The 24,587-nt window shown below is 68.1% G+C and carries 27 protein-coding genes; 15 read left to right on the plus strand and 12 right to left on the minus strand.

The window, feature by feature from the left end; all coding sequences use genetic code 11:
* Nucleotides 1–228: 228 nt before the first annotated feature.
* The 7 genes from ccsB to hemL form a co-directional block, all read right to left on the minus strand.
* Nucleotides 229–1,341: a c-type cytochrome biogenesis protein CcsB gene (gene ccsB, locus AC5P09_RS29520; RefSeq protein WP_493876796.1), complete on the minus strand. Its 1,113-nt coding sequence runs from the start codon at nt 1,339–1,341 to the stop codon at nt 229–231.
* Complete coding sequence (gene resB, locus AC5P09_RS29525) at nt 1,338–3,059, minus strand: cytochrome c biogenesis protein ResB (protein WP_493876797.1); 1,722 nt, start codon at nt 3,057–3,059, stop codon at nt 1,338–1,340. Before resB ends, ccsB begins: the two co-directional genes overlap by 4 nt.
* A gap of 3 nt (nt 3,060–3,062) precedes the next feature.
* Nucleotides 3,063–3,836 (minus strand): cytochrome c biogenesis CcdA family protein, encoded by a 774-nt coding sequence (locus tag AC5P09_RS29530; RefSeq protein ID WP_307676582.1) that lies wholly within the window; start codon nt 3,834–3,836, stop codon nt 3,063–3,065.
* A gap of 1 nt (nt 3,837) precedes the next feature.
* Nucleotides 3,838–4,443 carry a TlpA family protein disulfide reductase gene (locus AC5P09_RS29535; protein ID WP_493876798.1) on the minus strand — a complete coding sequence of 202 codons (606 nt, stop codon included), beginning with the start codon at nt 4,441–4,443 and terminating at the stop codon, nt 3,838–3,840.
* Between the two features lie 66 nt (nt 4,444–4,509).
* Nucleotides 4,510–5,799 carry a polysaccharide deacetylase family protein gene (locus tag AC5P09_RS29540; protein ID WP_493876799.1) on the minus strand — a complete coding sequence of 430 codons (1,290 nt, stop codon included), beginning with the start codon at nt 5,797–5,799 and terminating at the stop codon, nt 4,510–4,512.
* A 110-nt stretch (nt 5,800–5,909) separates the two neighbouring features.
* Complete coding sequence (locus tag AC5P09_RS29545; RefSeq protein ID WP_493876800.1) at nt 5,910–6,629, minus strand: histidine phosphatase family protein; 720 nt, start codon at nt 6,627–6,629, stop codon at nt 5,910–5,912.
* The gene (gene hemL, locus AC5P09_RS29550) at nt 6,626–7,945 is read right to left on the minus strand and encodes a glutamate-1-semialdehyde 2,1-aminomutase (RefSeq protein ID WP_493876801.1); all 1,320 of its coding nucleotides are present in this window, start codon (nt 7,943–7,945) and stop codon (nt 6,626–6,628) included. The genes AC5P09_RS29545 and hemL overlap by 4 nt, the downstream gene beginning before the upstream one ends.
* 566 nt (nt 7,946–8,511) lie before the next feature.
* On the opposite strand from hemL, the gene AC5P09_RS29555 reads away from it, so the two are divergent.
* Nucleotides 8,512–8,949, plus strand: a complete 438-nt coding sequence (locus tag AC5P09_RS29555; RefSeq protein WP_003974483.1) for a hypothetical protein — start codon at nt 8,512–8,514, stop codon at nt 8,947–8,949.
* A 67-nt stretch (nt 8,950–9,016) separates the two neighbouring features.
* On the opposite strand, the gene AC5P09_RS29560 is transcribed toward AC5P09_RS29555, so the two are convergent.
* A complete protein-coding gene (locus AC5P09_RS29560) occupies nt 9,017–10,351 on the minus strand; it encodes a tyrosine-type recombinase/integrase (protein ID WP_493876858.1) in 1,335 nt (444 codons plus the stop codon).
* A gap of 1 nt (nt 10,352) precedes the next feature.
* Complete coding sequence (locus tag AC5P09_RS29565; RefSeq protein ID WP_493876802.1) at nt 10,353–10,667, minus strand: helix-turn-helix domain-containing protein; 315 nt, start codon at nt 10,665–10,667, stop codon at nt 10,353–10,355.
* A 464-nt stretch (nt 10,668–11,131) separates the two neighbouring features.
* Between AC5P09_RS29565 and AC5P09_RS29570 the strand changes: the two genes are divergently transcribed.
* From AC5P09_RS29570 to AC5P09_RS29600, 7 genes are all read left to right on the plus strand, one after another.
* Nucleotides 11,132–11,374 carry a helix-turn-helix transcriptional regulator gene (locus AC5P09_RS29570; protein WP_493876803.1) on the plus strand — a complete coding sequence of 81 codons (243 nt, stop codon included), beginning with the start codon at nt 11,132–11,134 and terminating at the stop codon, nt 11,372–11,374.
* Nucleotides 11,375–11,510: 136 nt separating this feature from the next.
* Nucleotides 11,511–12,770 carry a DUF3631 domain-containing protein gene (locus AC5P09_RS29575; protein ID WP_493876804.1) on the plus strand — a complete coding sequence of 420 codons (1,260 nt, stop codon included), beginning with the start codon at nt 11,511–11,513 and terminating at the stop codon, nt 12,768–12,770.
* Between the two features lie 193 nt (nt 12,771–12,963).
* Nucleotides 12,964–13,737, plus strand: a complete 774-nt coding sequence (locus tag AC5P09_RS29580) for a DUF2637 domain-containing protein (protein ID WP_493876805.1) — start codon at nt 12,964–12,966, stop codon at nt 13,735–13,737.
* Nucleotides 13,738–13,863: 126 nt separating this feature from the next.
* Nucleotides 13,864–14,514, plus strand: a complete 651-nt coding sequence (locus AC5P09_RS29585) for a MobC family plasmid mobilization relaxosome protein (RefSeq protein WP_493876806.1) — start codon at nt 13,864–13,866, stop codon at nt 14,512–14,514.
* Nucleotides 14,511–16,202, plus strand: a complete 1,692-nt coding sequence (locus AC5P09_RS29590) for a relaxase/mobilization nuclease domain-containing protein (protein ID WP_493876807.1) — start codon at nt 14,511–14,513, stop codon at nt 16,200–16,202. Before AC5P09_RS29585 ends, AC5P09_RS29590 begins: the two co-directional genes overlap by 4 nt.
* Nucleotides 16,203–16,435: 233 nt before the next feature.
* The gene (locus AC5P09_RS29595) at nt 16,436–17,212 is read left to right on the plus strand and encodes a hypothetical protein (RefSeq protein WP_493876808.1); all 777 of its coding nucleotides are present in this window, start codon (nt 16,436–16,438) and stop codon (nt 17,210–17,212) included.
* Nucleotides 17,199–18,368, plus strand: coding sequence for a helix-turn-helix domain-containing protein (locus AC5P09_RS29600; protein WP_493876809.1), 1,170 nt, complete (start codon nt 17,199–17,201; stop codon nt 18,366–18,368). The genes AC5P09_RS29595 and AC5P09_RS29600 overlap by 14 nt, the downstream gene beginning before the upstream one ends.
* Before the next feature lie 19 nt (nt 18,369–18,387).
* On the opposite strand, the gene AC5P09_RS29605 is transcribed toward AC5P09_RS29600, so the two are convergent.
* Genes AC5P09_RS29605 through AC5P09_RS29615 form a run of 3 tightly spaced genes read right to left on the minus strand, consistent with a single transcriptional unit; the run spans nt 18,388 to nt 20,871 of the window.
* Nucleotides 18,388–19,113 carry a WbqC family protein gene (locus tag AC5P09_RS29605; RefSeq protein WP_493876859.1) on the minus strand — a complete coding sequence of 242 codons (726 nt, stop codon included), beginning with the start codon at nt 19,111–19,113 and terminating at the stop codon, nt 18,388–18,390.
* A gap of 28 nt (nt 19,114–19,141) precedes the next feature.
* Nucleotides 19,142–19,831, minus strand: coding sequence for a YdcF family protein (locus AC5P09_RS29610; protein ID WP_493876810.1), 690 nt, complete (start codon nt 19,829–19,831; stop codon nt 19,142–19,144).
* Nucleotides 19,828–20,871, minus strand: a complete 1,044-nt coding sequence (locus tag AC5P09_RS29615) for a helix-turn-helix domain-containing protein (RefSeq protein ID WP_493876811.1) — start codon at nt 20,869–20,871, stop codon at nt 19,828–19,830. Before AC5P09_RS29615 ends, AC5P09_RS29610 begins: the two co-directional genes overlap by 4 nt.
* Before the next feature lie 120 nt (nt 20,872–20,991).
* Between AC5P09_RS29615 and AC5P09_RS29620 the strand changes: the two genes are divergently transcribed.
* From AC5P09_RS29620 to AC5P09_RS29650, 7 genes are all read left to right on the plus strand, one after another.
* Complete coding sequence (locus AC5P09_RS29620) at nt 20,992–21,408, plus strand: recombinase family protein (protein ID WP_493876812.1); 417 nt, start codon at nt 20,992–20,994, stop codon at nt 21,406–21,408.
* Nucleotides 21,408–21,821: a hypothetical protein gene (locus AC5P09_RS29625; protein ID WP_493876813.1), complete on the plus strand. Its 414-nt coding sequence runs from the start codon at nt 21,408–21,410 to the stop codon at nt 21,819–21,821. Before AC5P09_RS29620 ends, AC5P09_RS29625 begins: the two co-directional genes overlap by 1 nt.
* The gene (locus AC5P09_RS29630; RefSeq protein WP_356381465.1) at nt 21,818–22,054 is read left to right on the plus strand and encodes a DUF7848 domain-containing protein; all 237 of its coding nucleotides are present in this window, start codon (nt 21,818–21,820) and stop codon (nt 22,052–22,054) included. The genes AC5P09_RS29625 and AC5P09_RS29630 overlap by 4 nt, the downstream gene beginning before the upstream one ends.
* On the plus strand, nt 22,042–22,173 hold the full coding sequence (locus tag AC5P09_RS29635; RefSeq protein ID WP_493876814.1) for a hypothetical protein: 132 nt from the start codon (nt 22,042–22,044) through the stop codon (nt 22,171–22,173). Before AC5P09_RS29630 ends, AC5P09_RS29635 begins: the two co-directional genes overlap by 13 nt.
* 96 nt (nt 22,174–22,269) lie before the next feature.
* Nucleotides 22,270–23,430, plus strand: a complete 1,161-nt coding sequence (locus AC5P09_RS29640; protein WP_493876815.1) for a radical SAM protein — start codon at nt 22,270–22,272, stop codon at nt 23,428–23,430.
* Nucleotides 23,427–23,639 carry a hypothetical protein gene (locus AC5P09_RS29645; protein ID WP_356381456.1) on the plus strand — a complete coding sequence of 71 codons (213 nt, stop codon included), beginning with the start codon at nt 23,427–23,429 and terminating at the stop codon, nt 23,637–23,639. The genes AC5P09_RS29640 and AC5P09_RS29645 overlap by 4 nt, the downstream gene beginning before the upstream one ends.
* Nucleotides 23,640–23,762: 123 nt before the next feature.
* The gene (locus AC5P09_RS29650) at nt 23,763–24,572 is read left to right on the plus strand and encodes a phosphotransferase family protein (RefSeq protein WP_493876860.1); all 810 of its coding nucleotides are present in this window, start codon (nt 23,763–23,765) and stop codon (nt 24,570–24,572) included.
* Nucleotides 24,573–24,587 lie beyond the last annotated feature (15 nt).

The raw sequence follows: 24,587 nt of genomic DNA on the forward strand, positions 1-24,587 counted from the left end.
GGCCTTCCGTCCGGCACACCGAGAGCACGCACCGGACACCGCGGGCACCGCACAGGACTTTCGAAACACCCCCTAGTGCCGGTTTCCGAGCTCGCCGATCAGCCGCTCGAAGCGGGCCCGCCAGCGCTGCTCCGACTCCCGGTTCCCTCTGCCTGTCCCTACGACGAAGGCCGGTTCCCGTGACTCAGGTCACAGGGAACCGGCCTTCACCGTAAGCGAGTTACGGACTCACACGCCCGCGTAGGAGTGCTTGCCGGAGACGAAGATGTTGACGCCGTAGTAGTTGAACAGCCAGCAGCCGAACGCGATCAGCGCCAGGTAGGCGGCCTTGCGGCCCTTCCAGCCGGCGGTGGCGCGGGCGTGCAGGTAGCAGGCGTAGGCGACCCAGGTGATGAACGCCCAGGTCTCCTTGGGGTCCCAGCCCCAGTAGCGGCCCCAGGCGTCGCCCGCCCAGATCGCGCCCGCGATGATCGTGAACGTCCACAGCGGGAAGACGGCCGCGTTGACGCGGTAGGAGAACTTGTCGAGGGTCGACGAGGCGGGCAGCCGCTCCAGGAACGAGGTGGCGAACTGGCCGGGCCTGCCGCCGCTCTGCAGCTTGCTCTCGTACGAGTCCTTGAACAGGTAGAGGATCGTGCTGACGGCGCCGACGTAGAAGACCGCGCCGCACAGGATCGCGGTCGAGACGTGGATGTACAGCCAGTACGAGTGGAGGGCGGGAACCAACTGGTCGCTGGCGGTGTACAAGACAGTGACGGCGATGCCGAGATCGAGGAGGACCGTCGTGATCAGGAACAGTCCGAGCCAGCGCACGTTCTTCTTCAGCGCGAGCAGCGTGAGGTACACACCGACGGCCACGGTGGAGAAGGTGATGTTGAACTCGTACATGTTGCCCCAGGGCGCCCGCTCCACCGAGGCAGCCCGGGCGATGACCCCGCCCAGCTGGATGAGGAACGCGAGCACCGTGAGGGACACGGCGATACGCCCGTAGAGGTCGCCCTGCGCATCGCCCCCGTGGGCGCCGGGCCCGTCGGGCACATCACGCGACCCGGCCGCCGCCCGCACGACGACCTTCGGCCGCTCCAGTACGGCGGTGGAGCCGCCCTTCTTCACCGTGACGGCCGGCGCCTTCGCCGCCTTCTCGGAGGTGAGCGCGGCGGCGGTGCGGGCGATCTTGCTGCGGCCGCCGAAGGTCCATTCGGCGATGTAGGCGAAGAAGGCCAGGGTGTAGACGGCCATCGCGGAGTAGATCAGCGTGTTGCTGAGGTTCGCGAGGTTTTCGTTGGTGGCGGCGGCCAGGTTCGTCACGGCGGTCAGATCGGTTGCGGCGGCGAGAGTCACTTCTCAGCCCCTTCGGCAGGTACGACTTGGGGGTCGGGGGTGGGGGTGTCGTCGGAGTCTTCTGGTTCGGGGGCGCCCGGTGCCTGGTCGTAGAGGATCCCGGCGAGGTCGCCGAGTTCCTCGGGCACCTTGGCGGACTCGCTGCGGCCGAGGCCGGCCATCTCGACGACGGTGACACCGTCGTCGCCCTTGACGGCCCGCACCCACACGCGGCGGCGCTGGATGAACAGGGAGCCGGCCAGACCGAAGATCGCGGCGATCGAACCGCCGAGCGCCCAGCCGCTGCCCGGCTGCCGGGTGATCTGGAAGTTGGCCCACTCCTTGGTGCCCTCGTAGGTGACCGAGCCGGCGCCGTTCGGGAGCTGCATGGTCTCGCCGGGTTTCAGGTTCTCCCGCAGCTGCGTGCCCTTGGAGTTCTTGAACTCCTTCAGGTGGGTCTTGTCGAGCTGGTACACGCTCTGCGGGATACCCGCGTCGACGCCGAGGTCGCCGTGGTAGGCCTCCAGGTTCAGCACCGGATTGTTCAGCGCCGGGAACTGCGAGACCACCGCGGAGTTGGCCCCGCCGTAGGTCGGCAGGAAGAAGGCCTGGAAGCCGAGCTGTTCCTTCACGCCCTTGGCGTTGCGGTAGCCGTCCATGACCTTGATCGCACCGGAGGAGGTGACGTTGGAGTCGAGCGGGAGGAGGGGCACGGCCTGGCTGTAGACGACGTTGCCCTTGCCGTCGCGGACGGTGATGACGGGGGCGTAGCCGTGGGCGGTGAGGTAGACCTTCGAGTCGCCGATGTCCAGCGGCCCGTTGGGCTCGATGGTGGTCTTCCGGTCCTTGCCGTAGGCGCCGACGCTGTAGTCGACGGTCGCCCGGTAGACGCGCGGGGTGCCCTTGCTGGGGCCCGACGGCTCGTAGGTGCCCGTGAAGTCGTCCAGGACGAAGCTGAACGGGTCCAGGTCGTCCTGGCTGAAGAGGTTGCCGGACTTGAAGTCGTCGTACTGCGTGATGGTGTTGGAGAAGCCGTCGCCCTCGACGACCAGCTTGTTGCCCTCCATCTTGAACAACTGACCCCAGGCGAAGGCGGTGAGCATCACGATCAGGGCGATGTGGAAGGCGAGGTTGCCCACCTCGCGCAGATAGCCCTTCTCGGCGGCGACGGCGTCACCGGCGAGGTGGGCGCGGAAGCGGCGCTTCTTCAGCAGGGCGAGCGCGGCCTCGCGGACCTGCTCCGGCTCGGCCTCGGTGCGCCAGGTGGTGTAGGCGGGCAGCCGGGTCATGCGCCTGGGGGCGCCCGGCGGCCGGCCGCGCAGCTGGCCCACGAACTGCCAGGTGCGCGGGACGATGCAGCCGATGAGGGAGATGAACAGCAGGATGTAGATCGCGGAGAACCACACCGAGCTGTAGACGTGGAAGAGCCCGAGCTTGTCGTAGACGTCGCCCAGGGTGGGGTGCGCGCTGCGGAAGTCGGCGACCTTCGTCTCGTCGGTCCCGGACTGCGGGATCAGCGAGCCGGGGATCGCGCCGAGCGACAGCAACAGGAGCAGGAGCAGCGCGACCCGCATGGAGGTCAGCTGCCGCCAGAACCAGCGGGCCCAGCCGATGACGCCCAGGGAGGGCAGGTCGGGCAGCTCTTCCTTGGGGGCGGTGGACAGCTGGGATCCGGCGGCGCCGAGGTCCTGTTCGTCCGGGGTCGCGTCAGCGGGCGCGCCGGTGGTCGTCTTGCTCATCGATCAGATCCCCACAGTGAAGCCGTTGGACCAGTTCTGCATCTCGGAGACGATCTGGTCCCACGCGCCGGTCAGCAGCAGCAGACCGGTCACGATCATCATGGTGCCGCCCAGGCGCATCACCCAGACGTAGTGGCGCTTGACCCAGCCGAAGGCGCCGAGCGCCTTGCGGAAGGCGACCGCGGCGAGCACGAACGGCAGGCCGAGGCCCAGGCAGTACGCGACTGTCAGTATGGCCCCGCGGCCGGCGCTCGCCTGGCTGAAGGACAGCGCCTGCACGGAGGCGAGGGTGGGTCCGATGCAGGGCGCCCAGCCGATGCCGAAGAGGGCGCCGAGGACGGGGGCGCCGACCAGCCCGGCGGCCGGCTTCTGGTGGAAGCGGAAATCGCGCTGGGTGAGCCAGGGCATCAGGCCCATGAAGAAGACACCCATGAGGATCATGAGCACGCCGAGCACCTTGGACAGGATGCCCTTCTGCTCCTGCAGCGTCTCCCCGAAGTACCCGAACAGGGCCCCGCCGGAGACGAACACGGCGGTGAAGCCGAGCACGAACAGCGAGGCCCCGACGACCATCCGCCCGCGCCGGGCCTCGGCCAGGTCGGTGCCGGTGACTCCGGTGACGTAGGAGAGGTAGCCGGGGACCAGGGGCAGGACGCACGGCGAGAAGAAGGAGACGAGTCCGCCGAGCAGGGCGATGGGCAGGGCGACCAGCAGGGCACCGCTGAACACGGTCTCGTTGCGGCCCGTCGCCTCGGCGAGGGTCACCAGCGCGCTCACGTCACTTCTCCGCGAGGACGGGCTTGAGCATGCTGAGCAGATCCTCCTCGCCGAGGGCCTGCAGCGCCCGCGCGGCGACCTTGCCGTCCTTGTCGATGACGAGCGTGGAGGGGATCAGCTGCGGGTTGAGGGTGCCCTTCTTGAAGCGGAGCATCAGCTTGCCCGTGGGGTCGTACAGGCTCGGGTAGGTGATGCCGTAGTCCTTCTCGAAGGCGACCGCGACTCCGGTGCTGGTGTCCCGGGTGTTGATGCCGACGAACTGGACGCCCTTGTCCGCGTACTCCTTGGAGATCTTGGAGAAGTACTTGGCCTCCGCGCGGCACGGCCCGCACCAGGAGCCCCAGACGTTGAGGACGACGACCTTGCCCTTGTAGTCGGCGACGTCGAGCTGCTTGCCGTCGATGGTGGCGCCGGAGAGGTCGGGGGCGGCGACCCGCTCGGCCTGCGCGACGGTGTCGATGCCGTTGTTGCCGGTGACGAAGTTGGTGTCACCGCCTCCGCCGGACGTACCGCCCGAACTGCACGCGGACAGGGTCACCGCGGCTGCCGAGGCAACGGCGGTGAGCAGGACGGCGCGACGGGTGCGACTACGGCTGGCGGCGCTCATGTGAAAAGTTTCGCATGCCCGTTCTGGGGATCTTGCGCACCCCCCTTGCGGGCGGAAACCCGCATTTCAGGCAGCGTTCTCCGAGGTCGCCGAGGTCGCCGAGGCGGTCGAGGCGGTGTCCTTCAGGAACTCGTTCCAGCCACCGGCCGGCTGCTGCCCGACATCGAGGGTACGCAGCTTGGCGAGAACCTCGGGCTTCTGGACGTCCATCCAGTCGACGAACTGCCGGAAGGAGACCAGGCGTACGTCCTCGCCCTTCTCCTTCTCCCGCGCGATGTGCTTGAAGGCCTCCTCGACGGCGTCCATGTAGATGCCGCCGTTCCACTGCTCGAAGTGGTTGCCGACGAAGAAGGGTGCGCGGTTTGTCTCGTATGCCCGCTGGAATCCCTGGATGTAGGCGCCGGCGGACTGCTCGCGCCAGGCCGGGTAGTTGTGGGCGGGCGCGTTGGTGGAGTTGACGGACTGGTTCGCCAAGTGGTTGTAATCCATGGAAAGCACCTCAAATCGGCGGCCGGGGAAAGGTATCGCCTGCAGCGGGAGGTCCCACATGCCCTCCTTCTGCTGCGGCCAGACCTGGCGGCCGCCGGGCGAGGAGGCGTCGTAGCGCCAGCCGAGTTCGCGGGCGGTGGGCAGCAGGTTGTCCTGGCCGAGGAGGCAGGGCGTGCGGCCGCCGACGAGTTCCTTGTCGTAGTCGAAGGGCAGCGCGGGCAGGTCGGTCCACCCCGTGTTGGTCCGCCACTCCTTGACGAAGGACTTGGCCTGGTCGATCTCGCTGCGCCACTGCTGGGGCGTCCAGTTGCCGACGGTGCCCGTGCCGGCGCAGAAGTGGCCGTTGAAGTGGGTGCCTATCTCGTGACCTTCGAGCCATGCCCGCCGGACGTTCGTCAGCGTCGCCCTGACGTGCTCGTCGGTGAGGTAGCCGATGTCGGAGGCGCCGCGCGGGTTGTTCGGCGGGTCGTAGAGGCGCTTCTTCGACTCGGGCAGCAGATACAGCCCCGAGAGGAAGAAGGTCATGCTCGCGCCGTGCTCCTTGGCGAGGTCCAGGAAGCGCGGGAAGAGGCCGTTGCCGACCTCGCCGGCCCCGTCCCAGGAGAAGATCACGAACTGCGGCGGGGTCTGCCCCGGCTCCAACGGCTCGGGCTTCGCGGGCTGGTGGGGCTGCCTGCCGGTGAAGGAGGTGGAGCCGTCGCCGAGGGGGCGGGCGGTGGGCTTCGGGCTGCTCGGGCGGCCGTCGCCGGAACCTCCGGCATGGCTCGACCCGTCCGACGGGGTGAGCGTGCCGCACCCCGCCAGTCCTACGGCGGCCGCGGCGCCCGCGCCGAGTCCGAGTGCTCCCCTTCGGGTGAGAGTGCGCATTGCATCCCCGTTCGTCACGTTCTCTGGTGGTCACCCAGTCAGAGGCGGCGACGAACGGGGAGGTTCCTCCGATACTTACGGATTTCGTAACAGAGGAACCGAGAATGCGCTTACGCCCCGAAGGCCTTGCCCTGCCCCTTCACCGGCTTCGCGCCGGCGAGGAGATGAGCGGGGACGAGATCGCGGGCCGGCTCGGAGTAGCCGACGGAGACGATCTTGTCGCCCCGGTACGTGAAGGTCGTCAGGGACGCGAGGGTGCACTGCCGCTTGCGCGGGTCGTGCCACAGCCGCCGCTTCTCGACGTACGACCGCACGATCCAGATCGGCAGCTGGTGACTGACGAGCACGGCCTCGTGACCACGCGCCCGGTCCTTCGCCGCGTCCAGCGCGCCCATCATGCGGATGACCTGGTCGACGTACGGCTCGCCCCACGACGGCTTGAACGGGTTGACCAGGTGCTTCCAGTTCTCCAGCCGCCGCAGCGCCCCGTCCCCGACCCCGAAGGTCTTGCCCTGGAAGACGTTCTCGGCCTCGATGAGCCGCTCGTCCGTCGCGATGTCCAGGCCGTGCGCCTTGGCGATCGGCATCGCCGTCTCCTGCGCCCGCTCCAGCGGGGAGGCGACGACATGCGTCACGTCACGGGTGGCGAGGTGCTCGGCGACCCGGTCGGCCATCTGCCGGCCGAGCTCGGAGAGGTGGTAGCCCGCGAGACGGCCGTAGAGGACACCGTCCGGGTTGGCGACTTCACCGTGCCGCATCACGTGGACGACGGTGATGTCCCCGTTGTCGTTGTCGTTGCCGTTGCCGTTGGCGTTGGCGTTGGCGCTCATGCTTGCGTGGCCTCCGCAGCCGCTCGGGCCGCCGCCGGAAGGGCGTCGGCGATCCGCTGGACGGCCCGCTCGTCGTGGGCCGTGGACACGAACCAGGACTCGAAGGACGACGGCGGCAGGTAGACGCCGTTCGCCAGCAGGGAGTGGAAGAAGGCGGTGAAGCGGTACGACTCCTGCGCCTTCGCGTCCTCGTAGGTGCGGACCGGGCGGTCCGTGAAGAAGACGGAGAACATGTTGGAGGCGTTCTGCACGGTGTGCGCGACGCCTTCCTTGGCGAGGGCCCCGGAGACCAGCGCCTGGATCTGCGCCGACACGTCGTTGATCTTGGCGTAGGCCGCGTCGTCGAGCAGCCGCAGCTGGGCGAGACCGGCGGCGGTGGCGACCGGGTTACCGGAGAGGGTGCCGGCCTGGTAGACGGGCCCGGCGGGCGCGAGGTGCTCCATGACATCGGCGCGACCGCCGAAGGCGGCGGCCGGGAACCCGCCCCCCATCACCTTGCCGAAGGTCATCAGGTCGGGCCGGACGCCGTCGATGCCGTACCAGCCGGCCTTGCTGGTCCGGAAGCCGGTCATGACCTCGTCGGAGACGTACAGCGCGCCGTTCTTCGCGCACACGTCCTTCAGCCCCTGGTTGAAGCCGGGCAGCGGCGGTACGACGCCCATGTTGCCCGGCGATGCCTCGGTGATCACACAGGCGATCTCGCCGGGGTGGGCCTCGAAAGCGGCGTGCACGGCGTCCAGGTCGTTGTAGGGCAGGACGATGGTGTCGGCGGCCTGGGCGCCGGTGACACCGGGAGTGTCGGGCAGCGCGAAGGTGGCGACGCCGGACCCGGCGGAGGCGAGGAGCGAGTCGACGTGACCGTGGTAACACCCGGCGAACTTGATCACCTTGGTGCGCCGGGTGAACCCGCGGGCGAGCCGGATGGCCGACATGGTGGCCTCGGTCCCGCTGGACACCAGCCGCACCTGCTCCAGCGGCTCGATCCGGGCGACCATCTCCTCGGCGAGCGTGACCTCGCCCTCACCGGGCGTACCGAAGGAGGTGCCGCGGGAGACGGCGTCCTGTACGGCGGCGATGACCTCGGGGCGGGAGTGCCCGAGGATCATGGGCCCCCAGGAACAGACCAGGTCGACGTACTCGCGCCCGTCGGCGTCGGTGAGGTACGGACCCTTGCCGGACACCATGAACCGGGGCGTTCCGCCCACGGCACGGAAGGCGCGCACCGGGGAGTTCACGCCGCCGGGCGTGACGGCGGCCGCACGGTCGAACAGAGCCTGCGAGACAGGCGCATCGTATGAATAGGGCAATTCGCTCATGTCCTGCGACTTCTCCGACCTTCTCCGACTGCTCGGACTCCGGTTTTGCCAGTGACCTCCTCAGGGTAGGCCAGGGGGCACCGAGGACAGCGGGCCGCTGTGGACGGGGCCGCCGAGGCGGGGGCGGGCGGGCTGCCGATGCGGCTACTGACCCGGCGACCAGTCCCGGGCCCCCGTCATCTGCGAGACTGGCACCTGATACACACAGCTCACAGGGACGATGTTGTGGTGCGCCCTGTTCAGGGGCTGCAAAGATCCTGCGGACAGGTGTTTCAGCGCACGTTTCGGCGGGCGGCCGTGGGGGAGGTCACTGACACGATGATCGGGTTGCGCGGCGGGGCCCGCGCGTCCTAGAAAAGCAGTCGGGTGGAGATATGCATCGCGGTGGCGGGCTGGGCGAGGGGACTGACGACCTGGGTCCTCGACGTGCCCGGCGGGGAAGGCACCGACGCGACGCGGAGGAATCGAACGAAGCACGCCAGGGACACGTTGTACCTGGTGAGGAGTCGGAGTGGTCCGACCGACGGATCGACCGGCTGAGGGCGGGGAGCAGGAATGGTGGTCGGGTGGGGGTGACGTACAAGTACTTCGGCGCGCCCGACGGCGCGACCGCAGCCCGCGTCCCGATCTCCATGCGCCCCGAGGAACTCGGCGGCGACGAGCTCGGGATGAACGGCATGTTCACGAAGATCAAGCCGGAGACCATGGCGGCGATGGTCCTCACCGGCATCGAGGGCGTCCCGCTCCACAAGGTGCCGCCCCTGGAACTCGTCGTCCTGCACCCCGACTACGCGGTGGTCAAGCTCCCCATGACGGTCGTCGACCCGCTCCGCGGCATCGGCGAGGAGGCGGTGGGCGCGGCGGCGTTCATCTGGTCGACGGTGCCGGACCGGGGCGGGCCCCGGGACGCGTTCAACGTGTACCAACTGCTGCACGAGTGGCAGGACTTCAGCCATCGGTTGCATGAGGCGGGGCATCAGCCGTACTGCTTGGTGTGGCCCTGACCTGGGGATTCGTGGGATTCGGGCGGGGTCTTCGGGCCTCGCCTTTTTCATGTCCCCGGAGGGGCCGTCAGGCGGCCAGGGCACATTGAGGGCACATGGGTTTTGGTGGGGGCACTGATGTGCCCTGGTCGGCAGGCGGGTCGTCGCCGTTGTCATCCGCCTCGGCTTCCGTGAGGGCGTCGTCGATCGCCTTGCGGGTGCGGGTCTCGCTGGACGGCAGCAGATGCGTGTACGTCCGCAGTGTGAAGCCCGGGTCCGAGTGACCGAGGTACTCGGAGAGCGCCTTGATGCTCTCCCCCGCGTCCAGGAGCACGGAGGCGTAGGCGTGCCGGAGGGCGTGCATGCCGTCTTCCGGAGCCGCTTGGAGGTAGCGCGCGCCGCGCTCGCGCGGCGGGATCACGCCGGCGGCAGCCAGGGCGAGCTTCCAGGCACCCATGTTGAAGACGCTGCGGTTGTACGCCCGACTCTTCTCGTCGACGAAGAGGAGACGGAAGGTCTTCGGTTCGCCGTCCGGCTTGGCCCAGGGCAGCGTGACGGCGACGGGTGGGAACTCCTTCATGTGGGCCTTGAGGGCGGCGGCAAGTTGGGCCGGCAGGGGCACTGAACGGATCTTGTTGCCCTTGGGCAGGGCGAAGACAGGCTTCGTACCGACCAGCCGCACCTGTCGGTTGACGTGGATCCAGCCGCCCTTGAAGTCGATGTCGTCGACTTCAAAACCGAACACCTCGCCCTGGCGCAGGCCGCAGCCGAAAGCGAGATTGCCACCGGCCTGGAAGCGCTTCGGGAGTCCGGCGACGACCGCGCGTACGCGTTCCAACGACCAAGGAATGATCTTCTTCTTGGTCGCCGTCGGTAGCTTGACCGACTTCGCCTTGCAGGGGTTCTTCGGCAGCAACCCGTCCTCCACGGCCGCGCCGAGGATGCCGGAGAGGATGTCGAAGATGCCCTCGATCGTCGACCCCTCAAGGCCGCTGTCCTGGAGCGTACGGACCCAACCCTGAATGAGCGAGGGCTGGTTGAGGGACCGCAGTTCGCGTCGTCCGAGGTGCTCGACGATGTGGTTGCGCACGGTCGCCTCGTAGCGAAGGGCGGTCGTCGGGCCGACGGAGTTCGCGTCGAGCCACTTCTGCGCGTAGGCGCCGAGCGTCTGCTTCGTCTCGGCCGGGACGACGTAGGAGCCGCGACGGATCTCGACGTCGACCTCGGCGGCGCGGTTGTCCGCCTCGGCCTTCGTGTGGAAGTTCTCCTTGCGCTGACGGCCGTCCAAATCTCGGTACCGGACCTGCCAGCGCTTGCCGATGCCGTGATCGGCGGTGGGGACGGCCCGCTTCGTGCGGCCCCTGTGCTCGCTGCACTCGGACTCGTCGGGGTTGGGGTGCGACTTGTGCCAGCGGTCGTACACGTCAGCCAAGAAGGGCCCCCTGAATGTCGTCGAGGGTCCCGCCGAAGTGGGACGCGGGGTCGCGGGCTGCCCACAACGGCAGCAGGGCCGCTGGCGCGATACCGAGAGCCGCGGCGATCGTGACGAGGTCGTCGATGTCGCAGCGGCGGCGGGCGCGCTCGGTGCGGCTGAGGGCGGTGTTGGTCATCGGGCGGCCCAGTGCGGTGCAGCGGGCAGCGAGCTGGTGCTGGGTCAGGCCGCGCGTGAGGCGGATGCACTCGATAGCGCGGGCGGACTGGAGGCCGGCGGGGCCTATTTCGACAGGTCGGGATGCCATGACAGATATCTGTAACTTGCAGCCGGGCGTTATGGCAAGAGTTGGTTCTTAAACTCTACAGAAGTCGTTCGAGGGCAGAGTGGCGTTCGTCTCAGCAATTCACGGCCTATCACGAACCATTTCTCCGGAGCGTCGTGTTAACTTCCCTTCGCGCACGCGAAATGGGGGATTTAGGTAAGTTTCTACCTAACCGTCCAGAGAGGGAGCCGTAGCCCTCATGGCAGCTCGCTGACACGTATGAGCTGTGGCGACGCCTGTGGGCCCACACTCGACCGGCTGTTTCGACGCGGGAATTGCGGCGGCGGAAGAAGCGATTTCGGCAACCGGGGATCCGCCCTTACCGTTTTGGAATCAATCGGTCACACCGAGAAGTGCTGGAGAGTTTGAGAACCAACTCTGGACTTTTCCGCCCGGGGTGTGGCTGTGTTGTCCAAGCCCGATGTCCAAGACCGAAAAGGAGCCCTGTGCCGAATTCCTCTTCCCGCATCACCAACGCCCCTGCCACCGCCGAGGCTGCCAGGCGCGGTCCGCTCGCCAGCCCGCAGGAAGTCGCCACCTACCTCGGCGTGCCGGTGAAGACCCTCTACCAGTGGAAGTACCGGGGTATCGGCCCCAACGTGCACAAGGTCGGCCGTCACCTGCGCTACCGCTGGTCCGAGGTGGACGCCTGGCTGAACGCCCGGTCCGCGTACGACCTCGCCGTCTGAAGCCGCCCATTCGGGACAGCGAAACGGCCCTCGCCGAGCCACCGCCGAGAGCCGCAGTGTCCCTGCCCCGTCGCCCTTGAATGATCGATCCGGTGGGCCGGACCTTACCCGTCCGGCCCACCAGGGAGGAACGCCTGTGGACGAACCTACGTCTCCCACCGCCCCCACCGCACTCTCGACGCCCGCCTGGCCGTCCGTCGCCGCCCCCGGACAGGGCCCACACCCCGGCCCCAAGCCCTCGTCAACCGAGGACGCGGAAGCGCAGCAGGCCGCAGACGGCGCGGAGCTGCTGGACGAGCTGCGGGAAGCCATCGCGCGGTACGTAATCTTGCCGAGCAGCGAGGCTCTGACGGCGGTGACCTTGTGGATTGCGGCAGCGCATATCCAGCCCGCACTGCAGCACGCGCCGCGCCTGGCGGTGGTCGGGCCGGCGAAGCGGTGCGGCAAGTCCCGCCTGCTGGATGTGATCACGGAGACGGTGCACGAGCCGCTGATCACCGTGAACACCAGCCCGGCGGTGGTCTTCCGCGCCATCGGCGACGACCCGCCCACGCTGCTGGTGGACGAGGCCGACACCATCTTCGGCAGCATCAAAGCAGCCGAGAAGAACGAGGAGTTGCGCGGTCTGCTGAACGCCGGCCATCAGCGCAACCGGCCCGCGCTGCGTATCTCCGGGCCGGAGCACAAGCCGCAGGCGTTTCCCACCTTCGCCATGGCTGCGCTGGCCGGCATCGGGGATCTGCCGGACACGATCATGGATCGGGCGGTGGTGATCCGCATGCAGCGCCGCAAGGGTGGCGAGCGGGTGGAGCAGTTCCGCTCCCGCCGGGACATCCCCGCCCTGCACGAAGTGCGCGACCGGCTCGCCGCGTGGCTTCGCCCGCTGCTCGACACCGCCGCCGACCTGGTGCCCCCGATGCCGGTCCAGGACCGGGCGGCGGACACCTGGGAGCCGCTGGTGATCGTCGCCGAACTGGCAGGCGGCCCCTGGCCGGAGCGGGCCCGCGAAGCGTGCGTGGTCATGTGTGCGGCCGAGGTGGGCCAGGACGACGAGTCGAACCTGAAGACCCGCCTGCTGCGGGACATCCGCCGCGTCTTCGCGCGCTTCGGCGATCCCGACATCATGCGCACCCGGGACCTGCTGGAGGAACTCCTCAAGGACCAGGAGGCCCCGTGGGCGGAGTACCGCAACACGGGACTGACGTCACGCCACTTGGGGATCCTGCTCAAGGACTTCGGCATCCAGGCAGCCGTTCTCCGCTTCGAGGGCGGGCGGCAGGCCAGGGGGTTCGCGCACCTGCAATTCACCGATGCCTGGGCTCGCTACTGCCCCGAGGAGCCGACACCGACCCGTGGTGACGAGAGCGCTCGCCACGGGGAGGCCATACACCCGTAAACACCCGTCACACGCGTCGCATCCCAGGTCAGCCCCGTGACGGGTCGTGCGGCTGTGACGGGTCCTCCCGTACCACGCCGTGCTCCCGTACCTGCTCTGACCAGGCATGCGACGGGTGCGACGAGTCATCGCACCTCCCAGTGGTCACCCCACGATCGTGGCCGCCGACCGTTCCCTGCCTGGAGTACTTCGCGTGCCTTCGTCCACCGCCACCACGCCCGCCGCGATACCTGGAACCGCCGCGATCCAGCTCGGCATCGTCCTGCTCGGCGCGATCGGCTTCGCGCTCTCCTACGACGCGCTGCGTCAGATGGCCGTCGCGATCCACGTGCGCGGACTGCTCACCTACGCCTTCCCCCTCGTGATCGACGGGTTCATCGCCATCGGCGTCGGCGCCCTTCTCATCCTGCGCAACGCCCCGCTGCACTCCCGCTTGTACGTGTGGGCGCTCGTCGGGATCGCTACCATCACCAGCATCTGGGCCAACGCTTTGCATGCCGTTCGCCTCAACCAGCAGACTCGCCAAGGCGATGGCCTCCATCTCGACGACTTCACCGTCGGCGGCCTGTCCGCCATCGCCCCGCTCGCCCTGGCCGGCGCGGTCCACCTCTACATCGTCGTCCACCGCCATGCCGCTGCTCACGGCCCAGCCAATGTGGCGCGAGATGCTGCCCACGTGGCTCCGGACACCACCGAAGTGGCTGAGGACTCACAATCCTCCACCGAACCGCCGGATCGCGAGCCCAACGAAATCTCTCCCGAACGGCTCGCCCTCGCGCGTATTGCGCCACTGGGGCGCAAAGGGCGTGCCTCACGCCGCCACATCGAAGCCACCTTCCGTAGCAGGGACTTGACCATCGGCAGGACTGAGGCGGACAAGCTCAAGGACCTCCTTCAGGCCGAACTCGACGAAGTCGCTTCCCAGCAGCAGAGGGACCTCGACACGACCCCCGCCAGGGCCGCCTGACCCTTGCCTTCGCGCCGATCGCCCGCCTCCCGGGCTCACCCCCGTGTCCCCGTGCAGCCGAGCACGGGGACACGGGAGCCGCGCACAGCGAAGCGCCCGACACTCAAGCAACCCCCGGAGACCCCCATGCACGACCCGTACCGCGAAATCCCCACCGCTCAGCAGGAGATGACCACCGCCCCCAACAGCGCAGCAAGGTATGCCGCTGGACCGTCCAAGGGCCGGCCCAACGGGGATGCCTCCGCCCCGGGGGTGGCGGAGGACCTCGGGCACCAGGGGGTGCACGAGGGAGAACAGCCCGTCGACACCGGCGCCGCTGTGCCGCTGCCGCGTGCTGCCGAAGCCGCCGCGCTGCACCGTGTCGCCCGACGCCGTAAGCCCGACCCGAACGGCCAGCGCAAGGAGCGTGTCGACGCGCGCTACAGCGTCGCCGAGAAGAAGGACATCCTGCGCATGGCCCGGTCGCTGAACATCGCCGGCGCCCACTACGTCGGCGCCGTCGTCATGGCCCACATCCACGGTGATCTCACGCTGCCCGGCCAGCGCACTCCGCTGGACGACTACATCGACGAGCTGACCGCCCTGCGTGGCGAGGCCGCCAAGATCGGTCACAACATCAACCAGATCGCCAAGAAGCTGAACTCCGGTGGTCATCCACAGCTTGGGGATACCGCCGTTCTGGCCCAGGCCGAGCGCACCCTGACCGCGGTCGGCGCCACCGTTCGCCACATCGCGGCAGCCGCGAACCAGGCCGTCGCCAAGAAGGCGGCCCGATGATCGCGAAGATCGGCAGCGGCAAATACACCGCGGGACTGATCCGGTACCTCTTCGACACGAAGAAGGCCAAGGACCACACCGACCCGCACATGGTCGCCTCCTGGGACGGCTTCGCCCCAGACCCCGGCCGCACGGACGACTATGACGCCACCAAGAAACTCTTGGTGGCCGACCTCAACCTGCACGTCAAGCAGGCCCGGCGACTGGGCCGCGCCCCCGAGAAACACGTGTGGCACTGCTCGATCCGTGCCACCGAGAGCGACCGCCACCTCAGCGACGAGGAATGGGCCGACATCGCCCGTCGGGTGGTCGCGGCCACCGGCATCGCGCCCGACGGCGACCCGGACGGCTGCCGGTGGGTCGCCGTCCGCCACGCCCCCGACCACATCCACATCGCCGCCACCAAAGTCCGCGCCGACCTGAGCACCGCACGCCACTGGAACGACTACAACACCGCCGACCGCGAACTGGCCACCATCGAGAAGGAATACGGCCTCTTCCAAGTCGTACGCGGTGACCGCACCGCCGCAAAGCGCCCCACCCGCGCCGAGCAGGAGAAGGCCCGCCGCGCCGGCCACGACAAGCCCGCCCGCGAACGTCTGCGCACCACCGTGCGGACCGCCGTGGCCGCCGCTTCCAGCATGGAGGAGTTCCTCTACCTGCTCAGCCACATCGACGGCGTGCTCGCCGAGGTCGTGTACTTCCCCTCCGGCGATGTGCGGGGCTACAAGGTGGCCAGCGAAGACACCACCACCGCCGACCACGAGCCCGTCTGGTTCTCCGGCTACGAACTCTCCCCGGACCTGTCCTTCCCCAAGATCCAAAAGCGTCTGGCGGGCATCGACCCGCAGTCCACTGGGCAGCCGGGTCGGCGCAGGGCCAACCCGTGGCACCAGGCCACCGCCGCCACCGAGCGCATCCCCCACCACCTGGACCAGGCCGACGACGAAGCCTCCCAGGCCCACCTCGCCGCCTTCGGCGAAGCCCTCGACGCCCTCCCGCTCCTCGCTCCACAGGCCCTGCGGCCCCAACTTCGAGAGGCAGCGACCGCGTTCGAGCGTGCCACTCGCTCTCGCATCCAGGCCGAACACCACCACGCTCGCGCACTGCGCGGCGCCGTGCGGGCGATGGTCCGCGAGCCCGCCCCCAAGGACGGCGCCATCCTGGTGATGTTCCTGGACGCCGCGATCCTCCTGGTCATCGCCGCCGCCCGCTGGCACCAGCTCCGCCACCACGACCAGCAAGTCACCGCCGCGCAAGAAACCCTGCTCCACCTCCAGGCCGCCTACGACCAAGCAGCCGCCGCACCGCTGGCCGCCCTCACCCAGCGCCAGCCGCCCCAGCAGGCCGTGGAGCGGCAGATCCGCCGCCTACGCCAGGTCGTGCCCGACCACGCCGAGCAGGTCATCGCAGACCCCGCCTTCGACGCCCTCGCAGTCACCCTCGCCAAGGCAGAAGCAGCCGGACACGACCCGGAGCGGCTCCTCCAACAGGCAGCCGACCAGCGGGCCTTGGACGACGCCGGCTCTGCCGCACGCGTCCTGATCTGGCGCATCCAACGTCTCACGGCGGCGTCGGCACCCAGCACACCAACTCATGCCTCTGCTTCGACCCGGCGCACCCCGCTCACGTCGACACGGCAGTCTTCCGCGCAGCAGTCCGCTATCAGTGGCCAACGCCGCCGCTGACCTACGGCTGACGGCCCGATCGCAGCCTCCGAGCCAATGAACCATCCGCGATGGACTGGCGGTTGTCGACCCTGAAGCGACTAGCAATCAAGCAGATCACGCGCCACAGAGAAGCGCTTGTGCAAAAACTCCTACATCAACTAAAGTCTGCCTGGCAGTGAAGTGCTCCAATGCGAAGTCCGACCAGAGGAGTCGTCCGCATGAGTGTGCCTCTTTCATCCTGGGCGACCGAGGTGTTCGGCAAGCAGGCGTCCGCAGTCCGCATGGGCCTCGGGCAGGCACTACGGAACATGCAGGCCAACGCCCAGGCCGCGCAGGAACAGGCCGATTCGCGCACCAACCACACCTACGGCTCGGCCCGTTGGCAGGGCCAGTTCGAGCGAGTGTGTGAGGAACTGAAGGATCTGCCCGGCTCCACTCCCGTCAAGCCGTTCGGGTTCCCCTTCGAGCTCATGGTCGTCGGAAACGGCCTGCTCTATCCGTTCCTCTACTCGAAGACCACGTCGGACGTTCGCACAGCCCGCATCCCGCGTGAGTCTCGGTTGGTGAAGGAGCTGTTCACGTTCGCGCCCGACCCGGCCGAGGTGCAGGGCGCATTCGACTTCGACGACCTCGACGAGAGCGGCCAGGTGGTGGAGCCGCGAGGTGGTCTCGCGACCGTGCCGCCTGGCACCCGCCTGGTCCTGGTTCCCTTCGCTTGCAACGCCTCCGAGCTGCTGGAGGCTCACTGGGGCATGGCCGCACTGGGTGCCGAGCGACGCCTGGAGTGGGCGACGCTCCCCGAGGCACTTGCGCTGCCTGACACCGTCACCTTCCACGGGCAGCATCTGAGGAGCATCCCCAAGCAGTCGATGTCGTCCGAGCGGGAGCTGACGAGCTTCGACGGCGGAGCAGAGCCGACCCTTACGCTGTCGTCGCGTGGGAACGTTGATCAGCGGCGCGACGTTCCGCCCCTGACCGAAGCAGAGCTACGCGAGGACCAGACCAGCGAAGACGATGCGAACGATTAAGCAAGACCTCATCCCGGACTTGGAGGAGCGGGGCACAACGCCCCGCGCCATTTCCGACGGCTTCGATCCCGCCCGGCTGACGCAGGCGCGTCGGCTGGCCGAGATGACGAAGAAGGACGTCGCGACTGCCCTTGGGGTGACCCCGGCGGCCGTGGGCCAGTACGAGACCGGGGTTTCCCGTCCTCGCCCGGACCTCATCCCCCGTCTTGCCGAATCACTCGGCGTACCTGCCACTTTCTTTCTGGTCGGCCGTCCGGCAAGCCGACTCGATTCCTCCATGGCCCACTTCCGCAGCTTGCGCAGCACGCCGAAGTCCCAGAGGGAACGGGCCCTGGCCTTCGCCGAACAGGTATGGGAACTCACCTACGCCCTCGAACGACGGATTCAGCTTCCCCTCGTGAACCTGCCCGGCTTCGCCGGCGGTGAGGTCCACCCCGGAGCCGAACTGCCCACGGACCCGGCAGCGGCAGCACGCGAGCTGCGGCGGCGTTGGGGTATGGGAGAAGGACCGGTCACCCACCTCGTCCGACGCATGGAATCCCACGGCATCGTTGTCGTGTTGCCCCCCGCGTCCGATCCTTCGGCAGCGACCGTGGACGCGTTCTCCACTCGGGCGGCCCGGCCGCTTGTAGTTCTTACTGCCAATCGGGCCGATGACATCTACCGCCATCGCTTCACGGCCGCACACGAACTCGGGCACCTCGTACTCCATGGCGACGCCACCGGTGACAGCCGTCAAGAGAAGGAAGCCGACGCCTTCGCCGCAGAGTTCCTCACCCCCCAGGACAGCATCCTTCCCTTCCTGCCCAAGCGGATGGACCTCGCGCGCCTGGCCGAGCTCAGGCAGGTCTGGGGCGTTTCCATCCACTCGCTCGTCTACCGATGCCGTGAACTCGGCCTGATCTCCGACGCCACGACCAGCCGCACATATCAACGCCTTCGTGCGCTGGATGGCCAGCCCGGCTTCATCCCCGAGTCGGTATCGAACTACGCCGGCGAGCAGCCCTCTCTGCTGCGCCAAGCCTTCGAACTAGCCCGCAAGGAAGCGGATCTGTCAGTGGCCACACTGGCGCATGAACTGGCCTGGACGCCCCAGCGCGTTCGTGAGCTGCTCGACGTCCAGGAACAGCGGCCGGTCCTACGCCTCGTGCAGTAGTAGGGCAGCTTGTGTGCCATTACACCTGGACTGCAAGGAAGCGAGATTCTCGTTGGACAGCCAGTCTGTTCGCCAACGCCCCGGGACCGATCTTGCTCAAGGCCCAGAGGCTGCTGGTCCTCCGGGCCCACTGCCAGAGCGCATCATCCGTATCCACAGGGGTACGGAAAGGCAGCACAGGGATGTTGCGGGCATGGAACGGATCAACGTCGAGGTAGCGCAGCCCACCGGTGCCACACAGATAGTGGGTACTGCTGGTGGCTGCGGCGAGATCGGCAAGGCGCTCGGACCGGCCTTGACGGGTAGAGATCTCGCTGCTGACCAGCACTTCTCCTGACCAGCCAAGAGCGGTGAGCAGGGCGATCGTCGATGCTCTCGTGAGGTCGGCCACGCGGTCTGTGGTGTCGATCATGTACAAGACCGCGTCCAGGACCTCGCGCGTGGCATCCCAGTAGCGGCTGTGGCCGTAGTACTGGCGCACGAGCAGTTCGACCGTCCGTCGCGAGCGGCGGGGATCGACGAGCCGAGCCTGGCTGATCCTCGTCGCGCGCCCGTGGGGAAGGTGCGTCGGGAGCGTGAGCCACTGCTGCCGACCAGGATCGTCCAAGGCGGCGAGACGGGCTCGATGCTGGTAGTCGCGCCGGGCGAACTGCACATCGTCGAGGACGATCCAGCGGTCGGCGGCAAAGAGCTTCGCCAATGTGGACAGCCGTGGAAACAAGTTCGGTTGATGAATCGCACACACCCCGTCCGACGGACCGACGCGGGGTGATTCAGGCGCTGATGAGGCGGCTGTCGAATCCGGCCTGTAGAAGGCGCTCGTAGGCGTCATGGACATCCTTCGGTACGTCCTGCTCAACGGCGAAGCCGAGCTTCGGGTATTCGATCACCCGTTGCAGGTCTCCGACGAGCATGTCGACGACGAGCCTCTCGTCGCCGATGGACTTGATGTAGTCGTCCAACTCAAGTGGCTCAGAGGCACAGACCACCTCCACCTCCGGCCACAAGATGCGGCAGGTCGCGTACGAGCGGCGCTCCATGTACGGCTTAGAGATCAGCAGAAGCGACTCCACCTCCACGCCGGCGTCGGCCAGCAGCTCGCGGGAGAAGGTGATGTTCTGGCCTGTGTTCGCCGCCTTCGGTTCCACCAGAATCGCCTCGTCCGGAACGCCCAGGGCGAGCGCATGCTCGCGGTAGTGGACGGCCTCGCCGCGCGGGAAGCGGGCTCGGGTGGTGGGGCTGTTGCCGCCGCTGAACACCACGATGGGGACGAGGTCGGCGCGGTATAGGTCGGCGGCAGTGGTGGCCACGCCCAGGTCGTGGCTGCCCAGGCCGATCGCCGCCGAGCAGGGCCGCTGCTCGTGGCCCATCTGGTGGTAGTTCCAGATCAACGTCGCGTCGTGGAACTGCTCGTCGGTGATCTGGCGCTGCTGGTGCTCCGGCACGTTCACTCCCTGACTCATCCCTGCTGGCCTCTACGGATGCCCTCGATGCTGCGCAGCTGGTGGCTCAGCCCGAACTGCTGGGCCACCTGTGCCGCCTGGTCGAGGACGGACAGCCCATCATTCCGGGTCGCCGCGTCCGACAGAAGGATGTGCCCGTACGCGGTGTCCAACCGCACCCGCTGCATCGGGGAGTCGACCATGCCGGTGGTACGCGCGACGTCGATGTAATGCAGGGCCTGCTTCAGATCGCCGACGCCGCGATGGGCCAGGGCCAGCTTCTGGTGGGCGACCGACCAGTCCTCCGGCTCGCCGAGGTCCTCGAAAGCTCGGGTGGCGGCCGTCATCACGTTGGTGGCGTACTCGTTGTCGCCCTCCTTGCTCAGGGCCGTACCGACCCAGAGCTGGGCGCGGGCGCGGTCGCGAGGGCTCAAGCGCTCATCCGTGGCGAGGAGTTCGTAGTGGCGGGCGGAGGCTTCGAGCCGGCCGGACATCTCCTGCACGACGGCGAGGGACAGCTCGATCTGCGCCACTCGCCGTGGGATGTCGAGTTCGGTGAACATGCCGTGGGCAGTGCGGTAGGAGTGAAGGGCGGAGAGCGGGCCGAGGATCGCGCCCTGGTCCCGCTGAAGGTCACCGAGCAGGACGAGTGAACGGCCGTACAAATAGAGGCCCTTGTTGTCTAGGCGGTGCGGGTCGTGACTCCCCAGCCAGCGGTTCAACAAGGTGGAGGCGAAGGAGAAGTTCTGGCGGCTGATGCAGACCACAGCCCGCTCGATGTCCTCGGTCCAGGTCTCGTAGTCCGCTGGCCTTGCGCTCTCTCGCTCCGGGACCAGCACCGCCTCGAACCGGGCATGAGCTGCAGCATCGGCACGAGCCAGCGCGGTGTCGAGGATCGCCTGGGTATCGGGCCGCGGCTGCGTTTCGGCGCGCAGGTTCTCCCATTTGGCCACCGTACGCAGGGCGACGCCCAGGTGCTCGGCGAAGGCGCGCGTGCTCATGCGCAGGGCAGCGCGCAGAGCGCTCGCCTCCCGGCCTGTCCATTGCTGCACGCTGACCACGGCTGACCTCCCCTCCGTCACGTATGTAAGCACCCTCTGTGACGGCGCAGGGCAAGAAGTGCAACGGAAGTACAACAGCAGGTCATTTCGAGGCCGTTCGCACTAGCCGATGCTTTGGACATGGACGAGGAACTCATCACGGAACGCCGCCCGGTCACCGGCCCACACGTCTTCGGCTACATACGCCATGTGACCGGTGGACAGGCCCGCCATGCGGCGTTGGCCGACTGCCTCACCGAGTACTGCCGACGGCACGAACTGACCCTGTACGGGGTCTTCACCGACCGCGAGGCAACCGTAACCGTCCGCTCCCCCGCCTTCGTCGGCCTCCTCGACGCCCTCGAACTCCCCGACACCTACGGCGCCGTGATCCCCGTCCTCAGCCATCTCGGCCCCAAGCGGACCGCCAGCGAGCGGAAGCGGCAGATAAATGCGACCAACACCCGTCTGATCGTGGTCCGTTCCACGCTGGCGACCACTGGTCCTGCGCCTTCGCTGGGCACAAGTTCCGACCTCCAACGGCAAGGAGGCACGTGATGTTCCTACGCGAAGCGCTGCGGAGCGCCCTCATGGTCAACGATGTGCCCGGACTGCGCCTGCTCCAAGTCGGCGACTGCTGGGACCTCGTACGGACCCCCGCGGACATCGGCTTCCTGGCCTTGGCTCACCTCCGCACCACCGGCGCGACGATCGGCCCCGTGCTGTACGACAAGCCCAACGAACGCCTCTACTACGCGATCAGGACCGGCACCCTCGGCAATTGGGACGACTTGCCCGTGCGGCATCTCTCCAGCAACTCTTGGCTGGTGGCCCCTGGCCTGGAGCTGATGGACGACTGGTTCGGCGGCTGGTGCGAACTGCCCGACGACAGCACCCTCACGGACGCGCACGCCCTCCGTGCCGCACTCCAGCACCCGTACGTCGCCACGGCTCTGGAGGCGGTTCGATGACCAGCCGCGCGATCATTCGCCAGAAGCAGTGGACCCTCCAGCCCGACCGGGAACCTGACGCCGAGCCCACCACGTACGCGATGCAGTGCGCGGTCTGCGGCAAGACCTCACCGCCCGGTACCGACTTCGCCGAACCACAGAGCTGGGTACTCGCGCACGGCGGCCGCAATCCCTCGCACCATACGTACCGGGAGATCATCACCCGCCCATGGAGGGCCTGGTGGAAGCCGTGAGCGGCCGCGTCGCCGCCCAGGCTGCCCGCTACACCGGACAACTACTGATCGTGCTCGTGTCCGCCTCGTGCGGCTTCGTGATCGGCGTGGCCGCCTCGACCGCGCGAATCACGACCTGACCTGCGCTTGGCGAAGGGATCCACCGGCCGAGCCGACGGCCAACCTGATCGCCCCCAGACCCGACCAACCCCTCGTACCCAACCCGTGGAGGTCCCGTGATCGAGACGAACACCAGCGCCGAGAGGCTGAGGACCAAAACAGCTCCGCGGCTCGTGGCCAGCCCGTTTCTCGCCCAGTACCTCCTCGTCCAGCCCGGCCGGGCGGCTGGCGTGCGCATCCCGGAGATCCGCTACGAAGAGCTGCGAGCCGCAGGCGCGGAAGGCCGATCCGTCCCGGACTGGCTGGCCGACGCGGCGAGGGAAGCGTGGGGGACCGAGCTGCCCGCGTCGCCGGTCGGCGACGTCGTCCTCGTCCGCGAACGGTCCCGGTACAGGTACGGCAAGGCGTCGTGGGAGATCAACCTCGGCTGCGACTACGACTGCGAGTTCTGCTACCTCGGGAAGAAGCGGTTCGAGGGCCTGAACTGGGACGGTAAGCAGGCGCTGCTCCAGACACTGAGCAACGCCGGTGTCCTGTGGTTGCAGATCACCGGCGGTGAGGCGCTGATCGACCGCGAGTTCGGCGCGGCGTACGAGTACGCCCACCAGCTCGGGATGATGGTCCAGGTCTCGTCGAACGGCTCCTCGCTGCGGAAGCAGCCGATCCGGGACCTGTTCGCCCGCCACCGGCCGTACCGGCTGACCCTGAGCGTCTACGGAGCCACCGCCGAGACGTACGACAAGGTGACGCGGAACCGCGGGGCGTTCAGCCGGTTCCTGAAGGGCCTGGACGCCGCCCGCGAGGACAAGCTGCCGGTCCGCCTGAACGTGATCGTCTCAGACGACAACGCGCACGAAACAGACGCGATGGTGTGCCTCGCGAAGTCGTACGGCTTCCCGCACCAGGTCTTCACGAACATGTCGCCCACGATCGACGGCGAGGCGAACCCCCTGGCGACGCAGGCACTGGGCCATCTCAAAGCCCGCAGCGTGTTCACCGGCTGCAACGCCGGCCACACGTTCTTCCACGTCAACCCGCACGGCATCGCGTCGATCTGCAAGGTAGGCCGCGACCCGAGCGTGAATCTCATCACCGAGGGCGTCGAAGCCCTCCCCCGACTCGGCGCGGTCGCCGAGTCCCTACAGCTCCGCACCGGTGGATGCTCCGGCTGCACGAAGGTAGGCACGTGCCGCACGTGCCGACCGCTGGCCAAGCTCTACCAGGAGGCGGGGGACCGACGAGAGCTCTACTGCCAACATGGAGGTTACGGATCATGACTCCGCCCACCGCAGCCCTGACCCCGCCCCGCGAGCCGATGCCGCTCACCATCGGACGGCGGCCGGCGGATGGGCCGACCAGCGCCCTGCCGGTGCAACTGACCGCCGCGTCGATCAAGGACGACGAGTTCCAGATCATCGCCGACCTGGACGAGGCTGCCGAGGGCGCCGAGTGCAGTTGCTCGGCCGGTGACGACCAGCCGTACTAAATCCAACGCGGACGGCGCCCATGCTGGCCGCCTTGTTCCACCCCCTGAGTGCCGCCCCGGCCGTACCCTGGCCGGGGCGGCATTCTCCGCACCCGAGCACTCCCTGAGGAACCGCACGTGTCCATGTCCCGCATCCCCTTCGAGCAGCTTCCCGCCGACGTCCGCCAAGCCGTCGCCGACGAGATCGGTGCCGTGCATCAATCGCTGACTGCGCAGGGCGGCATGAACTCCGGCATCGCCTCCGTCCTGGAGACGAACAGCGGCAGGTTCTTCGTGAAGGGCATCCCGGCCGACCATCCCCAGGTCGCTGCCCAGCGCCGCGAGGCGGCCGTCGCCCCGTATCTGCCTACGTCCTGTCCGCGCCTGTACTGGCACCTGGAGCTCGGCGGCTGGAGCTTGCTCGGCTACGAGATGATCGACGGCCGCCACGCCGACTACACGCCAGGCTCGCTCGATCTGCCGCTCGTGGAAGCCGCGCTTGTCGAACTGCAGAGCGTTACAGCACCCGCAGGTATAGGAATCAAGGACGCCTTCGACCGGTGGGCGGACTACGCACCTCCGGGCTCGCTGCACTACTTCGAGGGCAACACTCTCCTGCACACCGACTTCGCCCCGGACAACCTCCTGATCACCGGTGACCGTGCACGACTCATCGACTGGGCCTGGCCAACACGAGGGGCGGCCTGGATCGACCCCGGCGCCCTTGTCCTCCGGCTCATGGACGCCGGGCATTCCGTGGAGGAGGCACTCGCCTTCGCAAGTCGGTTCCCGTCCTGGCGGGACGCAAAGGCCGAGGCACTCGCGGCGTTCAGCTCGGCCACGGCGGCACTGTGGCGGGAGATCGCTGAAGTGGACCCGACACCATGGAAGTTGGGGATGGCCGAGCGGGCGACGACGCTCGCACGCATCCGAGACAGAACCTGTAGATGCTAGGCGCTGGGTAACGGG

It is taken from the genome of Streptomyces sp. a15 (assembly GCF_059026085.1).

Excerpts from the sequence above, each read along its gene's own strand:
- resB (WP_493876797.1), bottom strand. The coding sequence starts at position 3,059 with ATGAGCAAGACGACCACCGGCGCGCCCGCTGACGCGACCCCGGACGAA.
- AC5P09_RS29535 (WP_493876798.1), bottom strand. The coding sequence starts at position 4,443 with ATGAGCGCCGCCAGCCGTAGTCGCACCCGTCGCGCCGTCCTGCTCACC.
- AC5P09_RS29540 (WP_493876799.1), bottom strand. The coding sequence starts at position 5,799 with ATGCGCACTCTCACCCGAAGGGGAGCACTCGGACTCGGCGCGGGCGCC.
- AC5P09_RS29545 (WP_493876800.1), bottom strand. The coding sequence starts at position 6,629 with ATGAGCGCCAACGCCAACGCCAACGGCAACGGCAACGACAACGACAAC.
- hemL (WP_493876801.1), bottom strand. The coding sequence starts at position 7,945 with ATGAGCGAATTGCCCTATTCATACGATGCGCCTGTCTCGCAGGCTCTG.
- AC5P09_RS29565 (WP_493876802.1), bottom strand. The coding sequence starts at position 10,667 with ATGGCATCCCGACCTGTCGAAATAGGCCCCGCCGGCCTCCAGTCCGCC.
- AC5P09_RS29585 (WP_493876806.1), top strand. The coding sequence starts at position 13,864 with ATGCACGACCCGTACCGCGAAATCCCCACCGCTCAGCAGGAGATGACC.
- AC5P09_RS29590 (WP_493876807.1), top strand. The coding sequence starts at position 14,511 with ATGATCGCGAAGATCGGCAGCGGCAAATACACCGCGGGACTGATCCGG.
- AC5P09_RS29600 (WP_493876809.1), top strand. The coding sequence starts at position 17,199 with ATGCGAACGATTAAGCAAGACCTCATCCCGGACTTGGAGGAGCGGGGC.
- AC5P09_RS29610 (WP_493876810.1), bottom strand. The coding sequence starts at position 19,831 with ATGAGTCAGGGAGTGAACGTGCCGGAGCACCAGCAGCGCCAGATCACC.
- AC5P09_RS29620 (WP_493876812.1), top strand. The coding sequence starts at position 20,992 with ATGGACGAGGAACTCATCACGGAACGCCGCCCGGTCACCGGCCCACAC.
- AC5P09_RS29625 (WP_493876813.1), top strand. The coding sequence starts at position 21,408 with ATGTTCCTACGCGAAGCGCTGCGGAGCGCCCTCATGGTCAACGATGTG.
- AC5P09_RS29630 (WP_356381465.1), top strand. The coding sequence starts at position 21,818 with ATGACCAGCCGCGCGATCATTCGCCAGAAGCAGTGGACCCTCCAGCCC.
- AC5P09_RS29645 (WP_356381456.1), top strand. The coding sequence starts at position 23,427 with ATGACTCCGCCCACCGCAGCCCTGACCCCGCCCCGCGAGCCGATGCCG.
- AC5P09_RS29650 (WP_493876860.1), top strand. The coding sequence starts at position 23,763 with ATGTCCCGCATCCCCTTCGAGCAGCTTCCCGCCGACGTCCGCCAAGCC.